Origin of the sequence: Caballeronia sp. NK8 (assembly GCF_018408855.1) — a bacterium.
Lineage (GTDB): Bacteria > Pseudomonadota > Gammaproteobacteria > Burkholderiales > Burkholderiaceae > Caballeronia.
Window position 1 is genome coordinate 278,196 of the sequence record NZ_AP024324.1, and the last position, 22,068, is coordinate 300,263.

Below are 22,068 nucleotides of genomic sequence, written 5' to 3' on the forward strand. Positions count from 1 at the left end.
GGTCATGCCACAACAAGTCGTCATGGGCGCGACGCTGCAATGCTCGTTCGGCGTGACGCCGTCCGCGCTCGTCGTCCTGCCCGTCAACCGCGTGCGCTGCGAAGGGTCGATTGCCGCGAACATCATGGATCACGAGCCGCTCGTGAACATCATGCCGTTCGGCATGTGCACCTCGCAGGCGAATCCCGAAGTCGCCGCGGCCACCGCCGCCGCGCTCGGCACGCCGACGCCGATGCCCTGCATGCCCGCGACCGTGTCGCCCTGGGTGCCCGGCGCGCTCACGGTGTTGCTTGGCAACCAGCCGTCGCTCGACAACGTCTCCAGGTGCCTCTGCAACTGGGGCGGCGTGGTGTCGATCGTCGATCCGGCGACGTGCGAAACGCAGATTCCCTGAACGACGAGGCCGCCGATGATGCTCACCGACAACGATCGCATCGCGCAGGTGACCTGCGCGTTCGGCAAGAACGCGCTCGTGCTGTATCGCATGCGCGGACGCGAGGAACTGGGACGCCTCGCGCAATGGGATCTCGAACTGCTCGCCGACCGCTCGAATCTCGACATCGCGAAGATGCTCGGCAGCGACTTCTCGCTGTCGCTCGCGATTCCCTCGGGCGGCACGCGCGAGTACAACGGCATCGTCACGGCGTTCGAGCTGGCGCGGCCCGCGAGCACGCAGCCGAATCGTCCGGCGCTGTATCGCGCGACGGTGCGCCCGCGCCTGTGGCTGCTCACGCGCGCGTCGCACTGCCGCTTCTTCCACCAGATGACCGCGTCCGCGATCATCGGCCGCGTGCTCGCCGACTATCACATCGACTTCGAGAACAAGTGCTCGGCGACGTATCCGGGCCTCGAACACTGCGCGCAGTACCGCGAGACGGATTTCGATTTCGTGAGTCGGCTCGCCGAGCGCGAAGGCATTTACTACTACTTCGAGCATCGGGGCGGCAAGCATCGGCTGATTCTCACGGATTCGTCGCAGGCGCATGGCGCGACGCCGCATTGCGATGCACTGCCGTTTCGCGCGCAGAGCAGCGCGCCGCGCGAGCACGAGTGGGTCTACGCATGGTCCACGGGCGGCGAAGTGGCGACAGGCATCGTCGAGCTCAACGATTACGACTTCGAGAAGCCGTCGCAATCGGCGCAGCAAGGTCTCGTCGCGCGCGCACATCGCGTGAAGCGCTTCGACGAGCCCGTCTACGCGATGCAGGAGCACGCGCCGGGCTACACGCGCCACGAGGACGCCGAGCGTCTCGCACGCGCGCGCGTCGAGGCGCATCAGGCGGCCAATGTCTTCGTGAGCGCGCGCACGACCGCGCGCGCCATCTGGCCTGGCGGAACCGTGCATTTGAGCGATCATCCGCTCGCGCAGCACAACGGTGAGTACCTCGTCGTTTCGGCCGAATATGAAATCAATTCGGATGACTATATTTCCACTTTCGATGCGCGCGCCCGGCCGCCCGTGTTCGATTGCGCCTTCACGGCGTTGCCGCGCGACGCCGGATTCCGGGCCGCGCGCAGCACGCCGCGCGCGTGCGTGGCGGGGCCGCAAACGGCGGTGGTCGTCGGGCCGAAAGGCGAAGAGATCCATACCGACAAATACGGCCGCATCAAGGTGCAGTTTCATTGGGAGCAGCTCGGACCAGAGGCGTCGCGCGAGTCGCTGCAGCGCTGCTGGGTGCGCGTCGCGCAGCCCTGGGCCGGCAAGGGCTACGGGGCGTTCTTCCTGCCGCGTATCGGACAGGAAGTGCTGGTGCATTTCATCGAAGGCGATCCGGATCAGCCGCTCGTGATCGGCAGCGTCTACAACGCGGCGCAGACGACACCTTACGAACTGCCTGCGAAGATGGCCCGCACCACGCTCAGGAGCAATTCGACGAAAGGCGGCAACGGCTTCAACGAAATGCGCTTCGACGATACGAAGGATGCCGAGCAGTTGTTCTTTCACGCCGAGCGCGATCTGGAAACCTGGGTCAAGCACGACGCGCTCACGCGCATCGGCCGCGAGCGGCATGTAATCGTCGAGCAGGACGACTACGCGCGCTGCGGCGGAAATCGCAGCGACGCGGTGCAAGGCGACCAGCGCACGGGCATCGGCGGCAAGTTTTCCCTCGAAATCGGCGGCGATACACATCACAAGAGCGGGGCGAATATTTCGGTGGGGGCGGGTGTTAACGTCGATGTGAAGGGCGGAGCGAACGTCACCATCGAGGCCGGCGTGACGCTTACGCTCAAGGCGGGCGGCAACACCATCGTGCTCGGACCGTCCGGCATCGCGATCAGCGCGGCCGGGCCGGTGTCGATCGACGGCGTGGTCGTGCAGATCAACTGCGGCGGGGCAGGCGCCGGCGCGGGCGCGGCGAGCGCGTCGCCCGATGCGCCCGCCGCGCCCCGCCAGGCCGACGACGGCTCCAGATGAACGGACACCAAGGAGACTTCATGTATCTCACGCTCACGGTGGAGAGCTATCAGGGCAGCGCGCCCGATGCGCCGCTCGCGTGCCGCTTCGGCGCGGCGGGCGGCACCATCGGGCGCGGCACCGGCAACGTGCTGGTGCTGCCGGATGCGGCGAAGACCGTGTCGCGCGTGCATGCGCGGATCGACTGGACCGAGGACGGCTGGCGGCTCGCCGATCTCGGCGGCAATCCGAGCCGGGTCAACGGGCGGCCGCTCGCGGGCGGCCAGCCCGCGCCGCTCGCCGACGGCGACGTGCTGGAGATCGGCGGCTACCGGCTCGGCGTGCGATCGATGGCGCGCGCACCCGCTGCAGCCTTCGACGCGCCGCTCGGCGTGCATGACCGTCGCGGCTTCGATCCTCTGGATGCGGCGAGCGCGCAGCAAGAGGGCGCGGCGCAGACCTTCGCGCACGATCCGCTCGCCTGCGCGGCGGTGCTGGCGGATTCGCCGCTGCCGGGCTCGCGCTTCGATCCGCTCTACGGTGAACATGAAGCGCCTCACCGGCTCGACGGCCATGCGGCGTTCGCCGGATCGCAGAGCGATCACGTGCCGCCCGAGCAGGTCGCCTACGCGCCGCCCGTGCGCGCGATCACGCATGCGCTGGCGGGCGGCATTCCGCACGACTACGATCCGCTCGGCGACATGGCGCTGGCGCCTTGCACGAGCGCCCCGGAATTGCCGATCCCCACGACGGCCGCCGCGAACGACGCGGTAGCCGAATCGGCCTACGCGGCGTTGCTCGACGGCATGGGCGTCGATGCCGCCGCGCTCAACACACGCGATGCCGCCGAGGTCGCGCGTCTCGCGGGCGCGATGCTGCGCACGGCGGTGCGAGGCGTAGTGGACGTGCTGCTGTCGCGCTCGGTGATGAAGCGCGAAATCAGTCTCGACACGACGATGCTGGTCCAGCGCGACAACAACCCGCTCAAGTTTTTCCCCGACGGCGACGGCGCGCTCGCGCAGATGCTGCGTGGCGCGAGCGCCGGCTATCTGCCCGCGCAGAGCGCGCTTCAAGGCGCCTTCGACGATATCCGGCGTCACGAACTCGCGGTCCTCGCGGGCACGCGCGCGGCCATGCAGCACCTGCTCGGGCGCTTCGATCCGCAGGCGATCGCGGCGGCCGCCGACACCCGGCGCGGCTGGCTCGACTGGCTGCCCGCGTGCCGCAAGGCGCGTCAGTGGGAGCGTCTGGTGGCGCTGCATGCCGAACTGACGCATGCGAGCGCCGACGACCTCCAGGCGCTCTCCGGCAGCGCTTTCAACGACGCATATGAGCGGCAGGCGAACGGTTTCGCCGATGCGAAGCCGCTGGCTCCTTCAATCCTTCATTGAAATCAAGCGCGAGGCGACGATGTCAAGGAACAACAAGGTGATCTGGTCCGAAGGCATGCTGCTTCAACCGCAGCATCTGCAGCAGCATGACCGCTACATGCGCGCGCAGATCGACGCGCGTTGCGCCGCCCTGCGGCCCTATGCGTTCGGCGTTTCGGAACTGGAGATCGACGTCGGGCAACTGAAGCTCGGCCGCATTGCGCTGACCGCGTGCGCGGGCGTGCTGCCCGATGGCAGTCCGTTCCGGCTTCCCGCCGACGATGAACTCCCGCTTCCCCTCGCCGTGCCCGAGGACGCGCGCGATCTGACGGTCGTGCTCGCGTTGCCCGTCGCGCGTCATGGCGCGCCCGAGGCCGCGTATGCGGCGCAGGCCGGTCACGATGGCTTCGCGCGCCACCGTATCGCGGAAACGGAAGTGCTCGACAGCAACGAAGGCGCGACCGGCGCCGCGCTCGTGCAGGTCGGCAAGCTGCAACTGCGCCTCGCGTTCGAGGAGGACGTGGCGCACGCGCATACGTCGCTCGGGATCGCGCGCATCGTCGAGCGTCGCGCGGACAACAGCATCGTGCTCGATGCCGCCTACGCGCCGCCCTGCCTCGACTATCGCGTGTCGCGGCGGCTGTGCGGATTCGTCGACGAACTCACGGGCCTCATGCACCAGCGCGCCGATGCGCTCGCCGCGCGCCTCGCCCAGCCCGCCGCGACCGGCGCGGCGGAGATCGCCGACTTTCTGCTGCTGCAGGTGCTCAACCGGGCGGAGCCGTTGTTCGCGGGGATCGCGTCGACGACCGGTCTGCATCCGCACGACCTTCATCAGCACGCCTTGCAACTGGCGGGCGAGCTTGCCACGTTCAGCCAGTCCGGCAAGCGTCCGGGCGCGTTCCCAGCGTATCGCCACGAGCGGCTCGACGCGACCTTCACGCCGATCGTCGATGCGCTGCGCGCCGCGCTCGCCGCCGTGATGGACCCGCATGCCGTGCCGATCGCGCTGGAGGAGCGCAAGTACGGACTGCGCGTGGCGATCGTGCCGGACCGCGAGCTGTTCCGCTCGGCGAGCTTCGTGCTCGCGGTGAAGGCCGATCTCGCGCCCGCCGCGCTGCTCAACGGGTTTCCGCAGCAGGCCAAGCTCGGGCCGGTCGAGCGCATCCGCGATCTCGTCAATCTGCAATTGCCGGGCGTCGCGCTGCGTGCGCTGCCGGTCGCGCCGCGCCAGTTGCCGTTCCATGCCGGCTTCACCTATTTCGAGCTGGAGCGCGGCGGCGATCTGTGGCGGCAGTTCGCGACCTCGGCGGGCGTGGCGCTGCATGTAGCGGGGGATTTTCCCGGCATCCAGTTCGAGTTCTGGGCGATCCGCCCGTGAATCCCCGCTCCATTCGACGAAGGAACGCATCGTGAATGCACCCGCCTTGCCGCAAGCCGGCTTCGACCCGGACGACACCATTCTGATTCCGCAACCGGGCGCACGCCTGGCGGAGCGCGCGCGCATGGACGAAGCACCGCGCGCGCCCGTGTTGCCAGCCGCGAGCGGCCTGAACCCGCTGGTGCGCGCGGCCAATCCGCTCATCGAGCTGGCGCTGCCGCTGCGTCAGCGGGCCGCGATGGCGGACATCGAAGGGCTGCGAGGCGAACTCGTACGCATGGTGCGCGCCTTCGAGCAGGAGGCCCGCGCGGGCGGCGCCGACACTGAAAAGCTCGCGGCGGCGCGCTATTGCCTGTGCACCTGCATCGACGAGGCGATCGCGGGCACGCCGTGGGGCAGCGGCGTCTGGGCGAGCCGCAGCCTGCTCGTGACCTTTCACAACGAGGCGTCGGGCGGCGAGCGCTTCTTTCTGATCCTGCAACGGCTCGCACAGGACCCGGCGCGCAACGTCGATGTGCTGGAGCTGCTGTACGTGATCCTGTCGCTCGGGTTCGAAGGACGCTATCGACTGATCGACGGCGGACGCAGTCAGCTCGAATCGGTGCGCGAGCGGCTCGAACGCATCATCCGCGACCAGCGCGGCGCGTTCGAAACCGAACTGTCGGTGCACTGGCGGCCCGCCGAGCGCGCGCGCCGGCCGCTCGTGCAGCGCATGCCGCCGTGGGTCTGCGCCGCGCTCGCGGGCGTCGTGGTGGTGGCGACGCACATCGCGCTCGCGATGAGCCTGAATCGCACGTCCGACCCCGCGTTCGAAGCGCTCGACCGCGTTCGCGTGAGCGCGCGGCCCGCCGCGCCGGCGAGCGTGATCGCGCCCGCCGCGATGCCCGCCGCCGCCGCGAGCCTCGCGAGCTTCCTCGCGCCCGAGATTCGCGAAGGCCTGGTCTCGGTGCGCGAAGCGGCGGACCGCTCGATCGTCACGATCAACGGCGACAACCTGTTCGCCTCCGGCAGCGCGTCGCTCGATCCCGCCTACGGCGCGCTGATCGGGCGCATCGCGCAGGCGCTTGCGGGCGTGCCCGGCAAGGTCGTCGTGACGGGCCATACCGACGATCAGCGGCTCGTGTCCGCGCGCTTCCCGTCGAACTGGCATCTGTCGCAGGCGCGCGCCGACAGCGTGCGCGCGATGCTCGCGTCGCTCACCGGCACGCCCGCGCGCTTTTCGGCGGAAGGGCGCGGCGACGCCGAGCCGCTCGCGTCGAACGACACGCCCGCTGGCCGCGCGAAAAACCGCCGCGTGGAGATCACGCTGCTCGCGCCGGGCGCATCGTCGTGAGTCATTCGTCAAGCAGATCAGCATGGAGATATCGATGAAAAAGATCGCAGGAGCGCTCAGGACGCCGCAATGGCTCACGCTTGCGGGCGTGCTCGCGTTGCTCGTCGTCGTGTGGTTCGAAGGGCCGCTGTTCGCATTCGATGGCCACGCGCCGCTCGAGACGGCTCGCCACCGCTTGATCGCGATGGCCGCGCTCGTCGCCGTGTGGGGAATCGTCTGGGGCGCGCGTCTCGTCGCCGCGCGGCTCGTCAATCTGCGCTTCATGAGCGGCGTGGCGGGGCAGGGACAGGCGCCAGCGGCCGGCAGCGCGGAGCTCGCGGTGCTGCGCGAGCGCTTCGAGCAGGCGCTCGCGATCCTGCGGCAGGCGCGCATGAAAGGCGTCAACGGCCGTCAATGGGTGTATCAGTTGCCGTGGTACATGTTCATCGGCGCGCCGGGCACCGGCAAGAGCACGGCGCTCGCGCATTCCGGCCTGCGCTTTCCGCTGCGCGAGAAGCTCGGCGAGGACGCGATCGGCGGCGTCGGCGGCACGCGTCACTGCGACTGGTGGTTTACCGACGACGCCGTGCTCGTCGACACGGCAGGCCGCTTCACGACGCAGGACAGCGACGCACACGCCGACGAATCCGCGTGGACCGGCTTCCTGCAACTGCTGCGCAAGTACCGGCCGCGGCGGCCGCTGAACGGCGTCATCGTCACGCTCTCGGCGGCGGATCTCGTGCGTGAGGACGACGCCGCGCGCGATACGCACATCCGCACGATCCGCAGCCGCCTCACGGAGCTGAGCGAACGGCTCGGCGTGCGCTTTCCGGTGTACGTGGTCGTGACGAAGTGCGACCTGCTTGCGGGCTTCACCGAATTCTTCGACGATCTCGGCGAAGCGGAGCGCAACCAGGTCTGGGGCATCACCTTCGCGCTCGACGAGTCGCCGGGGGCGAGCGCGGCGCTCGCCGCATTCCCCGCCGAATTCGATGCGCTCGGCACGCGGCTGCAGGCGCGCGTGCTGCATCGCATGCAGCGTGAGACGGACGTCGCGCGGCGCGCGCGCATCTACGGCTTCGCGCAGCAGTTCGCGGGGCTGCAGCCGGCGCTCGGCCGTTTTCTCGATGGCGCGTTTCGCGGCACGCGCTTCGAGGCGTCGCCGCTCCTGCGCGGGGTCTACTTCACGAGCGGCACGCAGCACGGCCGGCCGATCGACCGCGCGATCAGCAGCATCGCGCAATCGCTCGGCTTGCGTCGCGATGCGGCGTATAACCGCGATGCGTCGGGGCGCGCGTATTTCATCAACCGGATGCTCAAGGACGTGGTGATCGCGGAAGCCGGGCTGGTGGGCGCGAACGCCCGCTTCGAGCGCTGCAGCGCGTGGCTGCGGCGCGGCGCGCTCGCGCTGGTCGGCGTGACGCTCGCACTCGCGCTCGCGTGCATGGCCGTGAGCTATCAGCGCAATCGTGCCTATGTCGCGGCGTTCGAGCGCGAGACGCAGCATGTCGGGCAACTGGCGCGCGAGGCGAACGCGGCCGCCGGTCCGCTCGCCGTGCTGCCGCTCCTGGACGCGGCGCGCGCGCTGCCCGGCGGCTATGCCGACGCCGGCAAGCCGGTGCCGTGGCTCACGCGGCTCTGGCTCTATCAGGGCGACAAGCTCGGTCAGGCGGCGCGCGTGACGTACCGGCGTCTGCTCGATCAGACCTTGCTGCCGCTCGCGGTCGGCACCTTGACGCAGGAATTGCGCGATGGCGCAACGGGCAATGATTCGGCATCCGAAGCGCATCGGTATGAAGCGCTGCGCGCCTATCTGATGCTCGGCGACGCGCGCCATTTCGACGCCGCCGCGCTGCGCGCGCATCTGGTTCCGGCGCTCGCGGGTGACGCGGGTCCCGCGCAGCGCAGCGCGCTCGACGCGCATCTCGCCGCGCTGTTCGACAAGACGCACTTCGATCCGTCGCTCCCGCTCGACGACGCGCTCATCAGGACGGCGCGCGCGTGGCTGGCGGAGTTGCCGCTGTCGCAGCGCGTCGGCAACCGGGTGGACGGCGAACTCGCGCAGGGCAACATCGCCGCGTTCAGCGTGAGCGCCGCGGCCGGACCCAACGCGCCGCTGCTGCTGCGGCGCACGAGCGGCGCGCCGCTCACGGCGGGCGTCGCGGGCGCGTACACGCGCGCCGGCTATGCGCAATACATGCGCCTGCGCGACGCCGCGCTCGCCAATGTCGAGAAGGACGCCTGGGTGCTCGGCCGCGACGACGTCGCGCTCACGCCCGACGGCATCGCCGCATTGCGCGCCGCACTCGACGAGCGTTACTTCGACGCGTATATCCACGCATGGGACGGACTGCTCGACGATGTGAGCGCAGCGCCCGTCAGCGGTCTCGCCGATGGCGCGCGTATCGCGAACGAGCTGTCCGCGCCCGACTCGCCGCTCAGGAAGTTCATCGTCGCGGCGGCGCGCGAGACGACGCTCGGCGCGAACCCGACGACGCGCGTCGACGACCACTTCCAGCCGCTGCATCAGCTCGCAGGCAAGCCGGGCGACGCCACGCCGCTCGATCGCGCGCTCGCGCCGCTCAAGGATGCCGCCGTCTATCTCGATGCCGCCGACGCCGCGCGCAGAATGGGCCAGCCCGCGCCCGTCGGCGACGCGCTCGGCAAGCTGAGGCTCGCGAGCCAGACGAGCCCGGCGCCGCTCACGCCGGTCGCCGCGTCGATCGCCACGGCCGGCACGGCGCTCCTCGAAGGCGGCGAGCGCGCCCGGCTGGATGCGCAGTGGAACGCGAACGCCGGCCCGCTGTGCCGCCGCGCGCTCGATGGCCGCTATCCCTTCGTGCGTGCTTCTACGCGCGACGTCGCCGCCGACGACTTCGGCAAGCTGTTCGCGCCGGGCGGCCTCATCGACGATTTCTTCCAGAAGAACCTGGCCGCGCTGGTCGATACGAGCGGGCCCGTCTGGCAATGGCGCGCCGGCACGCCGCCGGCGGGCATGCCGCGCGACGCCCTCGCGCAATTCCAGCGCGCCGCGCAGATCCGCGATGCGTTCTTCCACGACGGCAGCCGCGACATGTCGATCCGTTTTCGCGTGAAGGCACTCTCGTTCGATCCGGCGCTGACGCAACTGAATCTCGACATCGACGGGCAGCAGCTTGCGCTCAGACAGGACGGCCTCCAGTCGATGCTGCTGCAGTGGCCGAGCGGCAAGAACACGGGCCGCGCCAGCGCGCAGTTCGATCCGGCTTTTGCGACGCAAGCCGCGCCGCTCGACGCGAGCGGTCCGTGGGCGCTCCTGCATCTGATCGACGCGGGCAGGCTCGACGCCACCGCGCAGCCGGACCGCTACCGGCTCACGCTCGATTCCGCCGGACGCAAAGCCGTGCTGCAGCTGGACGCGACGAGCGTCGTCAATCCTTTCCGGCGCGCGCCGCTCGAACAGTTTCGCTGTCCGGAACATCTGTGATGGCGTCGCCGGGTGTCGCCGGATGCTTCGGCAAGCTGCGCGGCAACGGCGACTTCGTGACGCGGCGTCTGCCGCAAGGCTTCGTCGTTCCCTGGGATGCGATGTTGCAGGCGGGCCTGCTCGCGAGCCGCGCGGCGCGCGGGCGCGCCTGGCTCGACGCGTATCTGACCGCGCCGCTGTGGCGCTTCGCGCTCGGCGGCGGCGTGCTGGGTGAGGACGGCTGGGCGGGCGTGCTGATGCCGAGCGTCGACAGTGCGGGCCGGCATTTTCCCCTGACGATCGCCGCGCCCGTCGAAGCGGGCGCGTGGTCCGCCTGGCGTCCGCATTCGCACGCGTGGTTTGCGCATTGCGGCGCGCTCGCGCTCGCGACGCTCGGCAAGGGCGCGCGTCTCGCGGATTTCGATGCCGGATTGCTGGCGCTATCGCTCGGACATGACGCGAACGAAGTTTCGACGCCGTCGCATGCAGGAGCGTGGGGAACGAGCGTCTGGTGGCACGCGCAATCGGCGCGCACGAGCGCAGGTCTGCCCGATGCCGCGTTCGTCGCGGCGCTCTTCGATGACCGTGCCGGTTAGACGCCGTCGAAGCAGGCGATGACCGCCGTGATGTTGTCCTTGCCGCCAGCATCGAGCGCGAGCGCCACCAGCCGCTCGCAGGCGTCGTCGATGCCCTGCGGCGTCATCGCTCCGAGGACCGTTTCGATTTCGCCATGCGGCACCTCGCCGTGCAGCCCGTCGCTGCATAGCAGATAACGGTCGCCGGGCAGCCACGCATGCGTTTCGATGATGGGCGCGATCGACGGCAGCGGCCCGAGCGCCTGCAGCAGCACGTTGCGCGGCGGCAAATGTTCGATGACACCGCGCTCCAGCGCCTGCTGATAGAGCGTCTGGTCGCGTGAAAGTGGCGTGAGCGCACCGTCGCGATAGCGGTAGAGGCGGCTGTCGCCGACGTGAAGCGAGATCAGCCGCGCCGAGCCGGACGGCTGCCAGATGCCCGTCAACGTGGTGCCCATCGACCGGTGGGCGAGGCGCTCGCGCAGGTTCATCGCGTGAAGCGTCGCGTTGGCGTGGTCGAGCGCGTCGGCGGCGGCGCGCATCGCGCATGCCGATTCATCGTGTACGGTGGCGTCGGGATCGTAGGCGTGGGCGGCGTCGGCGTGAGCGCGCGACGTCGTATCGGCGGCGAGTCGCGTGGCGATGCAGTCGAGCGCGAGCGCGCTGGCGCGCGCGCCGAAGGCATGGCCGCCCATGCCGTCCGCGACCGCGACGAGGTTCAGCGCCGGATCGATCAGAAAGCGGTCCTGGTTCTCGCGGCGCACGCGGCCGGCATCGGTGAGGCCGGCCGCCGCGCATGCGGCAAGGCGCACCGGCGCGCGGCGGATGAGCGTGTCGGGATTCATCGGTCGTGCTCCTTCGGATGCGGGTCGTGGTGAATGGGCGCTACAGTCCGACATCGCGCTGGAAACGCGCGCGGTCGTGTGGATCGGAGATGGCCGCCGCGAGCCGTTCGTGCAGCGCGCGCAGGCTGGCCGCGCGGGCGGCCTCGCGTTTCGCGATGAGGGTGGCGATCGGACCGAGATAAACGGCGAGCTTGAGCGCGGCGGCCCGCACCTCTTCTGCATCGAGCGATGAGGGCGCCATTGCCGCCCCATGCGCCGTGCCCGCGCTCGACCCGTCCGCGAAAGCGGCGACGAACTGCGCGCGGCCGCGCTCGGAAGGCACATGCGGCGCGAGTAGCGCGACGAGCGCCGGCAGATCCGGCGTATCCGCGCTGCGCGCCGCCGCGCGCCGCACCAGCAGACGCGCAACCGGGCCGATCTGCGCGGCGAGCCGCGCCTCGACCGTGGCGAGCGTGGCGGCGGGCCACATCGTGAGCGACGGCAACGAATCGCCGCGCCACGAGCCCGTTCCCGACGCGAGCGCAGCGGCTGACGTCACCGGCTGCGCTTCGAGAATCGTGCAGTCGTCCGAGGCCTGGTGGAGCGCCAGCGCCTGCCGCAGCGCATCGGCCGTCTGAAAGCGCGCGGCGGGACGACGGGACAGCGCGCGCATCAGCACGTCATCGATCCCGGACGGCAGCGCCGGGTTGCAGACGGACGGCATGCGCGGCGTCTCGTGCATGACCTGCCGCATCACTTCCGCCTGCGATGCGCCCGCGAACGGCCGGCATCCGGTAAGCATCTGATAGAGCACGATCGCGGCGGAGAACAGGTCCGAGCGTCCATCTACGGATTCGCCCGTGAACTGCTCCGGCGACATGTAGCAAGGCGTGCCGATCATCGCGCCCGCCAGCGTGAGCGTCGACGATTCGACATGCGCGACGCCGAAGTCCGCGACTTTCAGCCGGCCTTGCTCACTGACGAGCAGGTTCGCGGGCTTGATGTCGCGATGCACGACACCGTGCGCGTGCGCGAAGCCGAGCGCGGCGAGCAGTTGCGCGAACCAGTCGAGCGCGCTCGCGAGTTCGAGCGGACGGCCCGCGTCGAGCAAGGGCTTCAGGGCGTGTCCGCAGACCAGCTCCATCGCGATATAGGCGGTGTCATCGGCTTCGCCGTAGTCGTACACGCCGACGATGTTCGGATGCGTGAGCCGTCCGGCGGCCTGCGCCTCGCTGCGCAGACGCGTCATCAGACTCGCGCGCTCGCCGCTCTCCAGCAGCTCGTGGCGGACCGTCTTCAGCGCGACATGCCGCTCGATGTGCGGATCGAAGGCGCGATAGACCACGCCCATTGCGCCCGTGCCCAGCACCGCTTCGACGCGGTACTTGCCCAGTTGCGTGATGCGCGGCGGGTCCATCGCAGCGGCTTTCATCTCATGCCTCGATCATCTTGAACGCTTCCACGAGACTCGTTTTCATGCGCGCGAACGACGCGGCGAGCGAAGCGATCTCGTCGCGGCCGCGCTCGCTGAAGTTCGCGCCGTCGAGTTGTCCGAGGCTGGCTTCATCGGCGGCGCGCGAGAGGGCGCGGATGCGCCGCGTGACGAGCAGATGCACCATCACGTTCAGCGCGATCAGCAACAGCACGAACACGGCGAAGAGCGAGCCGAGAAAGGTGCGCAGCACCGCGTTGCTGCGCGCGATGGGCAGCGCCATCGGCACCGAGACGAAATCCGCGCCGATGACGTCGTGCATCGCCCAGTTGAAGCCGTTGTCGGGACCGTATTTGTCGACGAGCGTTTTCGGGGCGCGCGAGGGCACGCTGTGGCATTCCATGCAGGCGGCGTCGTTGATGCGGTTCGGGCGCGCAATGTAGAGGTTCTGCCCGGTCGGGGTGTCGCGCAGTCCGACGACTTCCTTCAGTTCGGGCTTGTCGTGCAGATGGCGGATGACGTCCGCTTCCCAGTCCGAGGGACGGTCGCGCGGATTGGTCGGGTTCAGCATCGTCGAGCGATAGGAGTATCCCGCGAGGCGCTTCTCCAGCGTCATCAGCGTTTCGACGGCCGAGAAGGCCGGCACCGATTGCGGCACGAAGCTGTACTTGAGCTGCGTTTGCAGAAGCGGCGTGACTTGCGTCGCGGTGTAGTTCTGCGCCGCGCTCGCCGCTTCCATGAGGACGCGCGCGTTCTGCACGGTTTCGTCGATGGCCGCGCGACGCAGCAACTCGCGCGCGGCGAATCCGGCCGACACGAAGCCGACGACGAACACCGCCAGAAACACCAGATTGAACTTGACGGCGAGCGACAGTCTCATGATTCCACCTCGGTTGACGGGTTCTGCACAGGCGAGACCGCACGCCGGCGCGGCATGGCGGGAGGCGGGCACAGCACGCGCCGCCATTCGGGAAGATTGCGCAGGTTCTGCCGCACCTGGGCGCGGAACGGCTCGCCCTGCGCGAGCGGCCGAAAGCGTGCGACGAAGCCACGCCGGATCGCCAGCGGCGCGCTCAGCCAGTCGGCGATATCGGCATATGTCGCCGCGCGGCCCTGCACGGGCGCGACGAGCTTCGCCTTCGCGGGCGCCGCCGATGAAGCGAGCGGATCGCGAAAAGGCAGCGGCATCGCGGCGATGAACGACGTCGCGGGGCGCTTGCCCACATCGAGCGGCTTGCCGGTCTCGCGTTCGGCGTAATGTTCGCCGTCGAGCTGCTGATGCGCGTCGGCATGTTCGGGCAGGGCGAGCGTCATGCTGCCCGTTTCGATGAAGAGCGAAGTCATGTCGCGGCTTGCATGCAGTACCGCCGCGCCGTCGAGCAGGCTCGCGTCGAGCGCGGGCGTATCGATCGACAAGGGCCCGGCCGTGCCCGTGCGCGGACGCGCGATCTTGATCCAGCCTGAGAGGAGCGCGAGTGCATCGCCGTGCGGCGCGGCATCGATGGCGACGCGCGTGTTGGCGCCGAGCGCGACGATCGTGCCGTCGCCGTCCTCGATTTGCGCGCCGCCGATTGCGTCGGTGGCGAGCAGATCGCCTGGCTGCAGCGCGATGGGCGCATCGACATTGAACACGGTCGTCGCGCGGATCAGCGTGACGGTTCCTTCGGGCAGCAGCATCGCCTGGCCCGCGTGCGCGCCGTGCAGCGCGCACAGACATGCAAGGGCGACGCTCAGGCGAATGGTGTGCAGCAGGGTTCGGGCGTTCATCGCGGCGATGCCTCGGAGCGTGAAGGTATTGCGACGAAAACAGCCGTACCCCGGCTTCTATTCCACATGAATTTTTCTTTGTCGATGGAACAGATCGGCGTCGTGCGTGGTTGCCTGAACCAGCTTCACGGCGATGCTCGATCCGTGGAAACAGGCGCCCCGAATGAAGAACGCCTTCGCATGAGCGAAGGCGTTCTTCATGTCTTGCGCCAAGGCGCTATCCGTTCAAAAAGCCGAGCACGGCCTTGCGCACCTTCAGGTCCCAGGTCTGCTCTTCCTTGTGACTCGTGGCGAGCGTGAGCAGACCTTTGATCATCGCGTCGTCGGAACTGAATGAGAAGCCCGCATCGCCCAGATAGTCCGATCCCCAGACCTTGAGGCTGTCGACGTACTTGCAGCCGGCCGTGAATTCCGCCTGCGTGACGATGTTCTCGTCATCCTTGAACATCGCGAGGAAGTGCATCTTGTCGCCGCAGATGCCGGAGTTGAGAGCCAGCACCGAGAGCGCCGGAATCGGCACGGCGTAGCGCTTGAACCAGCCGTTGAAGGCGAGCGGCCGGGTATGCAGCGCGTCGCGTTGCATGCGCGCTTCCCAGTATCCCTTCGCCTGCTCGCAAAATCGCTTGATGCGCTTGATTTCCACGATCTTCCAGATCACCTTCGCGAGTGTTTCCATGATCGACACGACCGCATCGATGATGGTCGACGCACCCTGGCTCGCGAACTGCAGGCCGAGGCTCGCGCCGCCCTTGACGAGGTCGTATACGCCGGAACCGATGCTCAGCTTCATCGCGCGCCTGATCGCTTCCACGATGGTTCCGGGATGCCCGGTCAGCAGTTGCACGTCGCGGCCTTGCACCCACTCGCGATACTTGGTGATGCTGCTATCGACGGTATTGGCGATGCCCTTGGCGATATCGAGGCCCGCGCCGATGAACGGCGCGAGCGTGGCGAGCAGCTTGCCGCACAGGAAATCGATGAGCTTGCGCAGCAGCGCGGGCATCGTGTCGAGCGCGAAACCGCCGGGATCGTTGCGGATGTCGGCGACCTTTTCGCGAATCATGTCCCACAGCTTTCTCGCCCCTTCCTCGACTTTGGCGCGAATGGCCTCGTACAGCCGCTGCGCCGCGCTGCTCAACGCCGGCAACGTGAGCGTGGAATTCGTGAGCTGATTCGATTTCGTGAGAGTTGGTTCCTTGCGCCTCCTGATCTTCTGCTGCACCTGTTCGAGCGCGAGCGAGGCCGATTTTTGCACGACACTGTTGTCCAGCACCGCGGATGCGCGCGCCGCCGCGACATTGGTGTCCGGCGCGAACCCGAGGCCCACGTTGGTGATATCGAAAGCGCCTTCCAGCAGCACCTGAAACGTGTCGTCCTCCAGTTCCAGGTTGCCGAAGAGGTACAGCACGCCGAGGCGCGCGTTGATGAGCGCCGGCGTCATGAAGTCCTGCGCGCCAGCCGCGGCGTCCGTGTCGCCGTTGCCGCGCAGTTGCTGATCGAGTAGCGTGAAGTATTTCGAGCCGTTGCGCGAAGCGCTTTTCCAGGCATCGTCGGGGCCGGCCGAAAGTTGCCAGCGCTCGTACGCCTGCACCAGCGAGTGGAATTGATGAACCGTCCGGTTGCGCTGATACATCAGGATCTGCTGATCCAGATCCTTCAGCGCCGCGCCGCGTACCTGAAGCAGCGCCGAGGTTCCTCTTAGCCATTCATCGTGGGGAACGATGTCGGGCAACTGGGCATAAGCGTAGGGCATGGAGAGGTCTCCTCGAAAATCTGAGCGGGTGGTTGAGTGTCGGGGAGAGCGCCTAGCACCACGCGATATCGTTCAGCTTCACGTAGCGGGTCTCGATCAGGCGGCCGCTGCGACTGCGCACGTCCACCCGATAGATGCAGCCGAAGCTGAAGAAGTTGTGCTCAAGGACGAAGATTTCGCGGTGCATGATGCCTCCTGTCGAGCCGTTCGCCGAGCGAATCGTGCCGATCATGGTCGCCGTGGGATGTCGCGACCGTCGATAGCAAAACAGCGGGGCAGGAGGTTTTGTTCCGCGTGGAAGCGGCGATTTATTTGCGGGCGGGAAAGGAATAAACGCGGGTTTGAAGTGTCCGGTCGGACCGGTTTCCTGCCGTCATGGAGCACCGCGCGGCTCCATGCGGCGCGCGGCACCGATGCACGCGCGCCGCTGCACTCGCGACGCAGGATAGCGACGCGTCTTAACGAAGACTATCCAGCGCCTTCGCGAACCTCGCGACCGTGCCTTCGACGTCATGCAGCTTATCCAGGCCAAACAAGCCGATGCGGAAGGTCTTGAAGTCCTCGGGCTCGTCGCACTGGAGAGGAACGCCAGCCGCAATCTGCAAGCCCGCGTCGGCGAATTTCTTCCCGGAGCGTATGCCGTCGTCGTCTGTGTAGCTGACCACGACGCCCGGAGCCTGAAACCCTTCGGCCGCCACGCTCCTGAAACCCGCGCCAGTCAGGAGCGAGCGAATGCGCTTGCCGAGTTCGAGCTGCTCGGCTCTCACTTTGTCGAAGCCGTACGACCCGGTTTCCTTCATCACGTCACGCAGCGTCGCGAGACTGTCAGTGGGCATCGTGGCGTGATACGCGAAGCCGCCATCTTCGTAGGCCTCCATGATCTGCAGCCACTTGCGAAGATCGCACGCGAAACTGGTGCTGATGGTCGAGTCGATTCTTTCGCGCGCGAGCGGGCTGAGCATGACCAGTGCGCAACAGGGCGGCGCGCTCCATCCCTTTTGCGGCGCGCTGATCAGAACGTCGACGCCGCTCGCCTGCATATCCACCCAGATCGCGCCGGAGGCGATGCAATCCAGTACGAACATGCCGCCGACATCGTGAACGGCATCGGATACCGCGCGCAAATAGGCGTCGGGCAACATCATTCCGGACGCGGTTTCGACATGCGGCGCGAAGACCAGATCAGGTTTGTTCTCCTTGATCGCAGCCACCACTTCTTCGACCGGAGGCGGTGCATAGGCTGCCTGCCTCCCCGATTCGACCGGACGCGCCTTCAACACCGTCGATTCAGACGGAATGCCGCCCATGTCGAAAATCTGCGTCCAGCGGAAGCTGAACCAGCCATTGCGGATGACCAGACACTTCTTGTTCGTCGCGAACTGCCGGGCAACGGCTTCCATGCCGAACGTCCCGCTGCCCGGGACGACCACAGCCGACTTCGCGTTGTAGACCTGTTTCAGGGCGGCGGAAATATCGCGCAAGACGCCCTGAAAAAGCCGCGACATATGGTTGATCGATCGGTCGGTGTAGACGACTGAATATTCGAGGAGCCCCTCGCGGTCGACATCGGGAAGTAACCCTGGCACGTTCGCCTCCGATAAAAAACGAATGGACGTCGGGCCGCATCGCGACCTCGGCACGTCGAAACAGACATCGTACGTCGCTCGGGCCATCCCTGCTGACCTGTCTTCAGCAACCGAAAGGACATTTCACATCGCGGAATTCGCGATGGATTTTTGCGCCGTCGACTTTTTGCCGCTTGAAAACGTGTTTTGCATTGCAAAAATAGTCATCTAAGCCATTGAAAAATATACGTTAATAATGTCTTATGTCTTATATAAGACTTCACTCGCGAGCGTGAAATGGCGGTAGTATTGAGTCATGCAGTTCGCTACGACAGACGCGGCGGCCCGCCAAATCATTCAGTTAAACCCGCTTTGTTCCCAGGAGAGTCACATGGCCCAATATCAAGACGACATCAAGGCAGTTGCTGGTTTGAAAGAGACTAACGGCAGCGCCTGGAATGCCATCAATCCCGAGTACGCCGCCCGCATGCGTGCCCAGAACAAGTTCAAGACGGGCCTGGATATCGCCAAGTACACGGCGAAGATCATGCGCGCCGACATGGCCGCGTATGATGCCGACCCGTCGAAGTACACGCAGTCGCTGGGTTGCTGGCACGGCTTCATCGGTCAGCAGAAGATGATCTCCATCAAGAAGCACTTCAACAGCACCGAGCGCCGTTACCTTTATCTGTCCGGCTGGATGGTGGCCGCGTTGCGCTCCGAGTTCGGCCCGCTGCCGGACCAGTCGATGCACGAAAAGACCTCCGTCAGCGCGCTGATCCGCGAGCTGTACACGTTCCTGCGTCAGGCCGACGCCCGTGAACTGGGCGGCCTGTTCCGCCAGCTCGACGCTGCCGATGGTTCTGCCAAGGCCGCGATCCAGGAAAAGATCGACAACCACGTCACGCATGTCGTGCCGATCATCGCCGACATCGATGCGGGCTTCGGCAACGCGGAAGCCACGTACCTGCTGGCCAAGCAGTTCATCGAAGCGGGCGCATGCTGCATCCAGATCGAAAACCAGGTGTCCGACGAGAAGCAGTGCGGCCACCAGGATGGCAAGGTCACCGTGCCGCACGAAGACTTCCTGGCGAAGATCCGCGCGATCCGCTACGCCTTCCTGGAGCTGGGCGTGGATGACGGCATCATCGTCGCTCGTACTGACTCGCTGGGCGCGGGCCTTACCAAGCAGATCGCCGTGACCCACACGCCGGGCGACCTGGGCGACCAGTACAACGCCTTCCTCGACTGCGAAGAATTGTCGGCCGACCAACTGGGCAATGGCGACGTCATCATCAAGCGCGACGGCAAGCTGCTGCGTCCCAAGCGCCTGCCGAGCAACCTGTTCCAGTTCCGCGCCGGCTCGGGCGAAGCGCGCTGCGTGCTGGATTGCGTCACCGCGCTGCAAAACGGCGCCGACCTGCTGTGGATCGAAACCGAAAAGCCGCATATCGCGCAGATCAACGGCATGGTGAGCGAGATTCGCAAGGTCGTCCCGAACGCGAAGCTGGTGTACAACAACAGCCCGTCGTTCAACTGGACGCTGAATTTCCGCCAGCAGGCTTACGACGCGATGAAGGCCGCGGGCAAGGATGTGTCGGCATACGACCGCGCCCAACTGATGAGCGTGGAATACGATCAGACCGAACTGGCGCAGCTCGCCGATGAAAAGATCCGTACCTTCCAGGCCGACGCGTCGCGTGAAGCAGGTATCTTCCATCATCTGATCACGCTGCCGACGTACCACACCGCCGCGTTGTCGACTGACAATCTGGCCAAGGAATACTTCGGCGATCAGGGCATGCTGGGTTACGTGGCGGGCGTGCAGCGCAAGGAAATCCGTCAGGGCATCGCGTGCGTCAAGCACCAGAACATGTCGGGCTCGGATATCGGCGATGACCACAAGGAGTACTTCAGCGGCGAAGCGGCGCTGAAGGCGGCGGGTAAGGACAACACGATGAATCAGTTCTGATACCGGCAGCGATACCTCGGGCAAACGCCAACCTGCGGGTTGGCGTTTTTTTTTGTCCGGTAAGGCAACGTCAGGCTGGTGAGTACAATCGACGAATCAGGTACGCAGGCCATGGACTCGTCTCTGCAACGGATGCTGGAAGCGATCGATGCCGACAAGGCGAAACTGGACGCGATGCGTCCGCTATCGCCTCCGGCTCTGGCTTCGCTGCGTGACAGACTGCGGCTTGAATGGACGCCCGAAGCGCATGGAGCCGGGCGCCACACTCGCGCATTGCGCGAGTCTCGGGTCGTGCTCGACAGCATGGCCATGGACGGCAAATCGCTGCCACAGTACTGCGAAAGCATGGGCCGTCCCGACGCGATGCGTTACCTCGATGAGATCGTCGCGACGAACGAGTCCCTGTCCGCGTGGCAGATCAGGAACATCCATAACGTGGTGCTGAAAGGCCGTGCCGGTGAGGAAGCCTGCCGCTATCGCCATGTGAACGTAGCGATATCGGGCGCGCGTACGATTCCACCGGACTTTCTGAATCTGCCGGCTGAACTGGCTTCGCTCGTCGAGTGGCATGCGAGAGCAGGGAACATGCATCCTCTCGCTCGCGCGGCGGAACTTCATACGCGGTTCGTCAAGGTCCATCCGTTCGTGGACGGAAATGGCAGAACGGGGCGCCTGCTCTTGAACGTCGAGTTGATGAAATCCGGTTATCCCCCGGCCGTCGTCCGGAGCGGGGATCGTGCGGATTATTGCGATTCGCTGGATGACGCTTGTGTGAGCAACGACTACACGGGCATTGCCCGGCTGATCGCCGTATTGGTCCAGCGATCAATGAACGTCTATCTCGACGCGCTCGGACTGGCGTAGCGATGCGCCGTGATGGCAGGCTGCACCGCGAAACCACTGGCCCTATCCACCTTCCGCGAACTCAAAGCGTGCGGGACACGCCGACAGATATCGCGCGTCTGTTGGGCGGCGGGCGTCATGCGGCGTTCGCCACACCCGGCTCCTAAGAACAATTCCCCTTTTAATCAATGACGTAGCGCAATACGACGAATTGGCACGCCGCATGCAATGTTGGCTTCAAGCCAATGTTGTCTTGCGTCGAACGGCGTGTACGGCATTTGGAGGCTTCGAAACACCGGGAGTCAACACATGCCGCTCGCTCGACTGCTTCTCTGTTTGCTCCAGTGCACGTTCGCTGCCGCGGTGCTGTTGCCCGTCGTCGCGGGCGCCGCGAGTCTGCCAGCCGCGTCGCACAACCATGCACCCGGCACGCGCGACGAGGACGCGAGCGGTTCGTCGATGCCGCACGCGCTGCAAAGCGGCATCGAGCGCCTGCGCGCCGGGACGTGGTGGGAAGTCAACCGGAAGATCCGCCCGGAACTCGCGCAAGTCGGCGACCTGATGTTCCTCCTGCCGCTTGCCGACAAGAACCTCGAACCATCGTCGGATGCGATCGGCCGCGTGCAGCGCCTGCGCGAGGCGCTGCGCAGCCATCTGACGCGCGAACCCGCCGGCTGGTCCCGCCTCGTCGCGCAGGTGCGGGCGGAGCGCGCGAAGGCTGGCGATGCGTCAGCCGCTCTGCTCGCCGATGCGCTCGTCAATGAAGTCCGCTACCGCGACGGAACCGACGGCAGCTACTACGCCCCGGCGCGGTTCTTTGCCGAAAGCGGCGTGTGCAAGGATTTCGCCGTCGCCAAATATCTGCTGCTGCGCGACGCGGGTTTCGACATTGCGCGACTGCGTCTCGTGTCGCTCGCGCCGCGCTACAACAACACGCCGGACGACTGGCACGTCATCCTCGTCGTGCAGATCGATGGCGCGAGCGAACCGCTCGCGCTCGATTCACCGAGCGCGCCGATTGCGAAGCGCACGGATGATACGGATCGCGAAGCATCGACATCGAACGGTCCGTCCGCGCTGCTCGCCGCGATCCTCGCCGGACGCAAGCCCGCCGATGCGGTGCTGCGCGCGCCGTCAGGACCGCTTGCCGCGCCGCTCAGCCAGTCAGGCCAGGCGCAGCGGCCGCTTGCGACTGTATTCAACGAACAGGGCAGCCGTTCGTTCGAACGCGCTGCGCCGGGCGCGCTCCGACGCGCGTCGGCGGCCGGGCGCAGCGCGAGCGCGATGTATGTCGATGAAATGGGCGATCCGTGGAAAGTCGACAGATCCGGGACGTTTCCGAAGTGGCGCGTCGCTGCCGATCAGGCGGATGTGGCGGGAAGGTTGATACGCGTGGCGGCGCGTTGACTGAAGCATGCGAGGGGTGTTTGCCCG

Annotated in this window: 18 protein-coding genes; 10 read left to right on the top strand and 8 right to left on the bottom strand. The window is 66.9% G+C overall.

Features of this window, described 5'->3' with window-relative positions; translation table 11 throughout:
- The first annotated feature begins 4 nt into the window (after nt 1–4).
- Genes NK8_RS22875 through tagF form a run of 7 tightly spaced genes read left to right on the top strand, consistent with a single transcriptional unit; the run spans nt 5 to nt 10,499 of the window.
- Nucleotides 5–394, top strand: coding sequence for a DUF4280 domain-containing protein (locus NK8_RS22875; RefSeq protein WP_213231293.1), 390 nt, complete (start codon nt 5–7; stop codon nt 392–394).
- 15 nt (nt 395–409) lie between these two features.
- Nucleotides 410–2,416, top strand: coding sequence for a type VI secretion system Vgr family protein (locus tag NK8_RS22880; RefSeq protein ID WP_213231295.1), 2,007 nt, complete (start codon nt 410–412; stop codon nt 2,414–2,416).
- Nucleotides 2,417–2,436: 20 nt separating this feature from the next.
- Nucleotides 2,437–3,786, top strand: coding sequence for a type VI secretion system-associated FHA domain protein TagH (gene tagH, locus NK8_RS22885; protein WP_213231297.1), 1,350 nt, complete (start codon nt 2,437–2,439; stop codon nt 3,784–3,786).
- A 19-nt stretch (nt 3,787–3,805) separates the two neighbouring features.
- Nucleotides 3,806–5,146, top strand: a complete 1,341-nt coding sequence (gene tssK / locus NK8_RS22890; RefSeq protein ID WP_213231298.1) for a type VI secretion system baseplate subunit TssK — start codon at nt 3,806–3,808, stop codon at nt 5,144–5,146.
- Between the two features lie 31 nt (nt 5,147–5,177).
- Complete coding sequence (tssL, locus tag NK8_RS22895) at nt 5,178–6,479, top strand: type VI secretion system protein TssL, long form (protein ID WP_213231299.1); 1,302 nt, start codon at nt 5,178–5,180, stop codon at nt 6,477–6,479.
- A 34-nt stretch (nt 6,480–6,513) separates the two neighbouring features.
- Nucleotides 6,514–9,924, top strand: coding sequence for a type VI secretion system membrane subunit TssM (gene tssM / locus NK8_RS22900; protein WP_213231300.1), 3,411 nt, complete (start codon nt 6,514–6,516; stop codon nt 9,922–9,924).
- Nucleotides 9,924–10,499: a type VI secretion system-associated protein TagF gene (tagF, locus tag NK8_RS22905; RefSeq protein ID WP_213231301.1), complete on the top strand. Its 576-nt coding sequence runs from the start codon at nt 9,924–9,926 to the stop codon at nt 10,497–10,499. The genes tssM and tagF overlap by 1 nt, the downstream gene beginning before the upstream one ends.
- Here the strand turns inward: tagF and NK8_RS22910 are convergent.
- The 8 genes from NK8_RS22910 to NK8_RS22945 all read right to left on the bottom strand — a co-directional run bounded on the left by NK8_RS22910 (nt 10,496) and on the right by NK8_RS22945 (nt 17,840).
- Nucleotides 10,496–11,323, bottom strand: coding sequence for a PP2C family serine/threonine-protein phosphatase (locus tag NK8_RS22910; RefSeq protein WP_213231302.1), 828 nt, complete (start codon nt 11,321–11,323; stop codon nt 10,496–10,498). The two genes, tagF and NK8_RS22910, sit on opposite strands and share 4 nt — an antisense overlap.
- A gap of 40 nt (nt 11,324–11,363) precedes the next feature.
- A complete protein-coding gene (locus NK8_RS22915) occupies nt 11,364–12,734 on the bottom strand; it encodes a serine/threonine-protein kinase (protein ID WP_225936395.1) in 1,371 nt (456 codons plus the stop codon).
- A 1-nt stretch (nt 12,735) separates the two neighbouring features.
- The gene (locus tag NK8_RS22920; RefSeq protein ID WP_213231303.1) at nt 12,736–13,614 is read right to left on the bottom strand and encodes a DUF3365 domain-containing protein; all 879 of its coding nucleotides are present in this window, start codon (nt 13,612–13,614) and stop codon (nt 12,736–12,738) included.
- The gene (locus tag NK8_RS22925) at nt 13,611–14,501 is read right to left on the bottom strand and encodes a FecR domain-containing protein (protein ID WP_213231305.1); all 891 of its coding nucleotides are present in this window, start codon (nt 14,499–14,501) and stop codon (nt 13,611–13,613) included. Before NK8_RS22925 ends, NK8_RS22920 begins: the two co-directional genes overlap by 4 nt.
- A gap of 57 nt (nt 14,502–14,558) precedes the next feature.
- Complete coding sequence (locus tag NK8_RS22930) at nt 14,559–14,702, bottom strand: hypothetical protein (protein ID WP_213231307.1); 144 nt, start codon at nt 14,700–14,702, stop codon at nt 14,559–14,561.
- Nucleotides 14,703–14,718: 16 nt separating this feature from the next.
- A complete protein-coding gene (locus NK8_RS22935; RefSeq protein WP_213231308.1) occupies nt 14,719–16,254 on the bottom strand; it encodes a hypothetical protein in 1,536 nt (511 codons plus the stop codon).
- 52 nt (nt 16,255–16,306) lie between these two features.
- Entirely contained in the window at nt 16,307–16,486 is a 180-nt protein-coding gene (locus tag NK8_RS22940) for a hypothetical protein (protein WP_061179963.1), read from the bottom strand.
- A 226-nt stretch (nt 16,487–16,712) separates the two neighbouring features.
- Nucleotides 16,713–17,840 (bottom strand): aminotransferase class V-fold PLP-dependent enzyme, encoded by a 1,128-nt coding sequence (locus NK8_RS22945; RefSeq protein WP_213231310.1) that lies wholly within the window; start codon nt 17,838–17,840, stop codon nt 16,713–16,715.
- 370 nt (nt 17,841–18,210) lie between these two features.
- On the opposite strand from NK8_RS22945, the gene NK8_RS22950 reads away from it, so the two are divergent.
- The 3 genes from NK8_RS22950 (at nt 18,211) to NK8_RS22960 (ending at nt 22,041) form a co-directional block, all read left to right on the top strand.
- Entirely contained in the window at nt 18,211–19,791 is a 1,581-nt protein-coding gene (locus NK8_RS22950; protein ID WP_213231312.1) for an isocitrate lyase, read from the top strand.
- Between the two features lie 132 nt (nt 19,792–19,923).
- The gene (locus tag NK8_RS22955; protein ID WP_225936396.1) at nt 19,924–20,655 is read left to right on the top strand and encodes a Fic family protein; all 732 of its coding nucleotides are present in this window, start codon (nt 19,924–19,926) and stop codon (nt 20,653–20,655) included.
- A gap of 288 nt (nt 20,656–20,943) precedes the next feature.
- Nucleotides 20,944–22,041, top strand: coding sequence for a transglutaminase domain-containing protein (locus tag NK8_RS22960; RefSeq protein WP_213231315.1), 1,098 nt, complete (start codon nt 20,944–20,946; stop codon nt 22,039–22,041).
- Nucleotides 22,042–22,068: the final 27 nt, after the last annotated feature.

Excerpts from the sequence above, each read along its gene's own strand:
- NK8_RS22875 (WP_213231293.1), top strand. The coding sequence starts at position 5 with ATGCCACAACAAGTCGTCATGGGCGCGACGCTGCAATGCTCGTTCGGC.
- NK8_RS22880 (WP_213231295.1), top strand. The coding sequence starts at position 410 with ATGATGCTCACCGACAACGATCGCATCGCGCAGGTGACCTGCGCGTTC.
- tagH (WP_213231297.1), top strand. The coding sequence starts at position 2,437 with ATGTATCTCACGCTCACGGTGGAGAGCTATCAGGGCAGCGCGCCCGAT.
- tssK (WP_213231298.1), top strand. The coding sequence starts at position 3,806 with ATGTCAAGGAACAACAAGGTGATCTGGTCCGAAGGCATGCTGCTTCAA.
- tssM (WP_213231300.1), top strand. The coding sequence starts at position 6,514 with ATGAAAAAGATCGCAGGAGCGCTCAGGACGCCGCAATGGCTCACGCTT.
- tagF (WP_213231301.1), top strand. The coding sequence starts at position 9,924 with ATGGCGTCGCCGGGTGTCGCCGGATGCTTCGGCAAGCTGCGCGGCAAC.
- NK8_RS22910 (WP_213231302.1), bottom strand. The coding sequence starts at position 11,323 with ATGAATCCCGACACGCTCATCCGCCGCGCGCCGGTGCGCCTTGCCGCA.
- NK8_RS22915 (WP_225936395.1), bottom strand. The coding sequence starts at position 12,734 with ATGAAAGCCGCTGCGATGGACCCGCCGCGCATCACGCAACTGGGCAAG.
- NK8_RS22920 (WP_213231303.1), bottom strand. The coding sequence starts at position 13,614 with ATGAGACTGTCGCTCGCCGTCAAGTTCAATCTGGTGTTTCTGGCGGTG.
- NK8_RS22925 (WP_213231305.1), bottom strand. The coding sequence starts at position 14,501 with ATGAACGCCCGAACCCTGCTGCACACCATTCGCCTGAGCGTCGCCCTT.
- NK8_RS22930 (WP_213231307.1), bottom strand. The coding sequence starts at position 14,702 with ATGAAGAACGCCTTCGCTCATGCGAAGGCGTTCTTCATTCGGGGCGCC.
- NK8_RS22935 (WP_213231308.1), bottom strand. The coding sequence starts at position 16,254 with ATGCCCTACGCTTATGCCCAGTTGCCCGACATCGTTCCCCACGATGAA.
- NK8_RS22940 (WP_061179963.1), bottom strand. The coding sequence starts at position 16,486 with ATGATCGGCACGATTCGCTCGGCGAACGGCTCGACAGGAGGCATCATG.
- NK8_RS22950 (WP_213231312.1), top strand. The coding sequence starts at position 18,211 with ATGGCCCAATATCAAGACGACATCAAGGCAGTTGCTGGTTTGAAAGAG.
- NK8_RS22955 (WP_225936396.1), top strand. The coding sequence starts at position 19,924 with ATGCTGGAAGCGATCGATGCCGACAAGGCGAAACTGGACGCGATGCGT.
- NK8_RS22960 (WP_213231315.1), top strand. The coding sequence starts at position 20,944 with ATGCCGCTCGCTCGACTGCTTCTCTGTTTGCTCCAGTGCACGTTCGCT.